5 protein-coding genes and 1 riboswitch are annotated in these 4,173 nt (G+C 72.8%); of the genes, 4 read left to right on the top strand and 1 reads right to left on the bottom strand.

Annotated features, from left to right (window positions below; translation table 11 throughout):
* Positions 1–97: 97 nt before the first annotated feature.
* A riboswitch (TPP riboswitch) is annotated at positions 98–207 on the top strand.
* From LQV45_RS19555 to LQV45_RS19545, 3 genes are all read left to right on the top strand, one after another.
* Positions 200–838 carry an ECF transporter S component gene (locus LQV45_RS19555; protein ID WP_230008445.1) on the top strand — a complete coding sequence of 213 codons (639 nt, stop codon included), beginning with the start codon at positions 200–202 and terminating at the stop codon, positions 836–838. Its footprint overlaps the riboswitch before it by 8 nt.
* Positions 838–2,289, top strand: coding sequence for an ABC transporter ATP-binding protein (locus LQV45_RS19550; RefSeq protein ID WP_230008444.1), 1,452 nt, complete (start codon positions 838–840; stop codon positions 2,287–2,289). Before LQV45_RS19555 ends, LQV45_RS19550 begins: the two co-directional genes overlap by 1 nt.
* Positions 2,286–3,074 carry an energy-coupling factor transporter transmembrane protein EcfT gene (locus LQV45_RS19545; protein WP_230008443.1) on the top strand — a complete coding sequence of 263 codons (789 nt, stop codon included), beginning with the start codon at positions 2,286–2,288 and terminating at the stop codon, positions 3,072–3,074. The genes LQV45_RS19550 and LQV45_RS19545 overlap by 4 nt, the downstream gene beginning before the upstream one ends.
* Before the next feature lie 13 nt (positions 3,075–3,087).
* On the opposite strand, the gene LQV45_RS19540 is transcribed toward LQV45_RS19545, so the two are convergent.
* Positions 3,088–3,573, bottom strand: a complete 486-nt coding sequence (locus LQV45_RS19540) for a GNAT family N-acetyltransferase (RefSeq protein WP_230008442.1) — start codon at positions 3,571–3,573, stop codon at positions 3,088–3,090.
* A 141-nt stretch (positions 3,574–3,714) separates the two neighbouring features.
* Between LQV45_RS19540 and LQV45_RS19535 the strand changes: the two genes are divergently transcribed.
* The coding region (locus LQV45_RS19535) for a hypothetical protein (protein ID WP_230008441.1) at positions 3,715–4,173 on the top strand (459 nt) is incomplete at its 3' end.

Genomic DNA, 4,173 nt, shown 5'->3' with positions numbered 1-4,173 from the left:
GTCCGGCTCCGCGTCCCGGTCACGCAGCTCGCGCCGTGTGGCCGGGGTCTGGTCGTGCACCCGCCCACGCTACCCCGGCCACCGGCTTATACTCGGGAACCACAACCACGGGAGTCCGGTGAGCCGGGCTGAGAGGAAGCGATCCACGCTTCGACCGTCGAACCTGATCCGGATCATGCCGGCGCAGGGAGGAGAAACAATGCACACGTCCACGTCTGCCCGGACGGCCTCCGCCGTCGCCACGTCCGACCGCTTCCGCTGGCGGGTCGTCGACATCGTCGTCGCCGCCGTGCTCGGTGTCGCGATCGGCCTCGTCTTCTGGGGCTGGAACACCGTCGGCGGCCTCTGGTTCGCCGCGATGGACGGCCTGACACCCGGCCTCGGCGGCATCGCCGTCGGCATCTGGCTGCTCGGCGGTGTCGTCGGCGGGCTCGTGATCCGCAAGCCCGGTGCGGCGCTGCTGGTCGAACTCGTCGCCGCGATCGTGTCCGCCCTCATCGGCAACGTCTGGGGCATCAGCACGATCTTCTCGGGGCTCGCGCAGGGACTCGGCGCCGAACTGATCTTCCTCGCGTTCCTTTATCTGCGCTTCACGCTCCCGGTCGCGATGCTCGCGGGTGCGGGCGCCGGTATCGGCGCGTGGGTGCTGGAGTTCTTCGTCGGCAGCTCGCCGAACATCCTCAAGACCGTCGAGTTCAACCTGCTCTACCTCGGCACACTCGTCGTCTCGGGCGCTCTGCTCGCCGGCCTCGTCGGATGGCTGCTGGTGCGCGCCCTCGCCGCCAGCGGCGCGCTCAGCCGCTTCGCCGCGGGACGCGAACGCCGCCGCGAGGTCTGATGCCGCATCCGGCGCGCGTCGAGGTCGACGGCTGGGGGTGGCGGTACGCCGGTCGGCGGCTGCCGGCGACCCGCGACGTCGACCTCGTGATCGAACCCGGTGAGCGCGTGCTGCTGCTCGGGGCGTCCGGAGCGGGCAAGTCGACGCTGCTCGCGGGGCTCGCCGGACTCCTCGGCGGCAGCGACGAGGGCGAGGCGACGGGCGCCATCCGGGTCGACGGCGCGGCCCCCGAGTCCCAGCGCGGCCGCATCGGCCTCGTGTTGCAGGACCCCGAGGGTGGAGTCGTGCTGTCCAAGGTCGGCGACGACGTGGCGTTCGGCTGCGAGAACCTCGGGGTGCCGCCCGCCCTCATCCCGGCGCGCGTTGCCGAGGCGATGGCATCCGTGGGTCTGGACGTGCCCCTCGACCGCCCGACGAAGGCGCTCTCGGGCGGGCAGAAACAGCGGCTGGCGCTGGCGGGCGTGCTCGCGATGCGGCCGGGATTGCTGCTGCTGGACGAACCCACGGCCAACCTCGACCCCGACGGGGTGCGCGAGGTGCGCGCCGCGGTGGGGAGGATCGTGGACCGCGGCGAGACGACCCTCGTGCTCATCGAGCACCGGACCGCGGTGTGGGCCGACCTCGTCACCCGCGTGATCGTGCTCGCTCCGGGCGGGGGGCTCCTGGCCGACGGTCCGCCCGCGTGGGTGTTCGCCGAACACGGCGACGCGCTCGCCGCGGCGGGGGTGTGGGTGCCGGGGCGCCCGGTCGACCTTCCGGTGCTGCCGCCGGTCTCGTCGATGACGGATGCCGCGCTCTCGGCGACCTCTCTCACGATCGGCCGCGAGCGGCGCACGCCCGTGCTCTCCGGTCTCGACCTCGCCGTACCCGAGGGCGCGGGGACGGTGGTGACGGGGCCGAACGGTGCCGGGAAGTCGACGCTCGCCCTGACCCTCGCGGGGCTCTTGCCCGAACTCTCCGGCGAAGTGGTCGCTTCCGCGGCGCTCGCCGCGAGGGGCGTGCGCCGCCCGTCGCGCTGGCGGTCGACCGAGCTGCTCACCCGCATCGGCACGGTGTTCCAGGAGCCCGAGCACCAGTTCCTCGCGTCGACTCTGCGCGACGAACTCGCGGTGGGTCCCCGGGCCCTGCGGATGCCGGCGGCCGAGGTCGACGCGATCGTCGACGAGCTGCTCGAACGGCTCGATCTGGCATCCCTCGCCGAGGCCCACCCCTTCACGCTCTCGGGCGGACAGAAGCGCCGCCTCTCGGTGGCGACGGTCCTCGCGTCGTCGCCCGCGGTGATCGTGCTCGACGAGCCGACGTTCGGTCAGGACCGGCGGGGATGGAGCGAACTGGTCGGCCTGCTGCAGCGCGAGATCGCGCGCGGTCGCACCGTGGTCGCGGTCACGCACGACGCGGACGTCGTCCGGCACCTCGGGCAGCACCGGATCGACCTCGGGGGTGCCGCATGACCGGGCTCCTCACGCGTCCGGCGCGGGCGATCGCGTGGCTCGACGGTGTCAATCCGGTCACGCGGATCGTCATCGCCCTCGTGCTCTCGGTGCCGCTGTTCGTCACGCTCGACGCCGTCAGCGCCGCGACCGCCGTCGTGCTCGAACTCCTGTGCGTCCCACTCACGGGGCTGACGTACGCGACGGTGCTGCGCCGACTCATCCCCGTCGCGGTGTTCGCGCCGATCGCGGCGTTCAGCATGCTGCTGTACGCGCGGCCGGGCGGCACGGTCTACGGACAGTTCCTGTTCGCCACGATCAGCGACGACTCGATCGCGCTGTCGATCGCGGTGCTCGTGCGCGTCGTGGCGCTGGGGCTGCCGACGATCCTCCTCTTCGGCCGCACCGACCCCACCGAGCTCGCGGACGCCTTAGCGCAGGTGGCGAAGCTCCCGAGCCGGTTCGTGCTCGGTGTGCTCGCCGGCGCCCGCACGGTGGGACTCTTCGTCGACGACTGGCGGACGATGACCCTCGCCCGACGAGCGCGCGGTCTCGGCGACCGCGGAGCCCTCCGACGGTTCTTCTCGATGGCCTTCGTGCTGCTCGTCTTCGCCGTGCGCCGCGGCACGATGCTCGCGACGGCGATGGAGGCCCGCGGCTTCGGCGCCGACACCGAGCGCACGTGGGCGCGTCCCTCGCGGCTGCACCCGCGGGACGCGGTCGCCCTCGTCGGGGCCGTGGTGCTGATCGGCGTGGCGCTGTCCGTCGCCGTCGCGACGGGGGCGTTCCGGTTCGTCGGCGGGTGACGGCGCGCGCGGGTCAGAGCATTCGCTCGAAGCACAGCGAGTCCGGCATCGTCGCGATGTACGGCTCGTACACCGGGATCGGGGTGAAGCCCGCGGCGGCGTAGAGCGCCAGCGACTCGGGTTGCATCCTCCCGCTCTGCAGGATCACGCGCCGGGCGCCGCCGTCGCGGGCTCGCGTCACCACCGCATCGGTCAACGCGCGACCCACGCCGCGTCGGCGCGCGGCCGCGGTGACGATCAGACGCTTCAGCTCCCACTCCTCGCCGAGGCGACGCAGCAGAACGTGTCCGAGCGCCGAGCCATCGGCATCCACCGCCAGAAGCGTCGCGACGACCTGCGCGGGGTGGGTCGCGAGGGCGGCGTTGCGCTGCGCGGCCACCTCGGGCGGGTCGTCCGCGTCGGCCTCGCGGTAGCGCTCGTCGAGATCGAGATCCAGGATGCCGCGGAGCGCCAGCGCTCGCGGATCGTCGAGATCGACTTGTTCGACGTGGAAACGCATCGATCCAGCGTAAAGCGAAGGGGCCGAGGACAGCGGGGGCTAACGATGCGGTGAACACGTCCGGATCCGCCGATGTCGCGAGCTACGCTGAGTCCTCGCCTCCGCGTGGGAGCGGGCGGTGAGACGGGGGAGGTGGGTGCGATGGCTCTGTCGCTCGCTCTCCTCGGGCTCAGCGTCGCGGTCGTCGCCGGTGTGCTGTTCGTCGCGATGCCGCACGTCGGGGCGCCGGGAGTGTTCACCCTGTTCCTGCGGTACGCGGCGGCATCCGGGGTCGCCGCCGTCGGGGCGAGTGCCCTGTACCTCGTCTACGGGAGCGGGGGAGGGCGCCCTTCGCTCGCCGTCGGTGACATGTGCATGGTGCTCGTGCCGTTGCTGCTGTTCGTGGCGGTCCGCACCCTCGACGGGGGCCGCGTACTGTGGCCGTCCGTGTGCGCGTTCGTCGTGGCCGTCGCCGTGGCGGGAGTGACGACGATCGTGCCGCTGCCGGCCTCGCTCGCGGTCAAGGTGGCGGTCCTCGCGATCGCATGCGCCGCGTGCGCGTGGTCCGCACTGCAGTCGTCCGCTCGACCGCGGCGCGCGATGCGCACGATCGCCGTTGCG

This window comes from Microbacterium sp. Bi128 (genome assembly GCF_918698205.1).
Note: the sequence above shows the minus strand (reverse complement) of the source record. Positions and strands in the feature narration are given on the sequence as shown.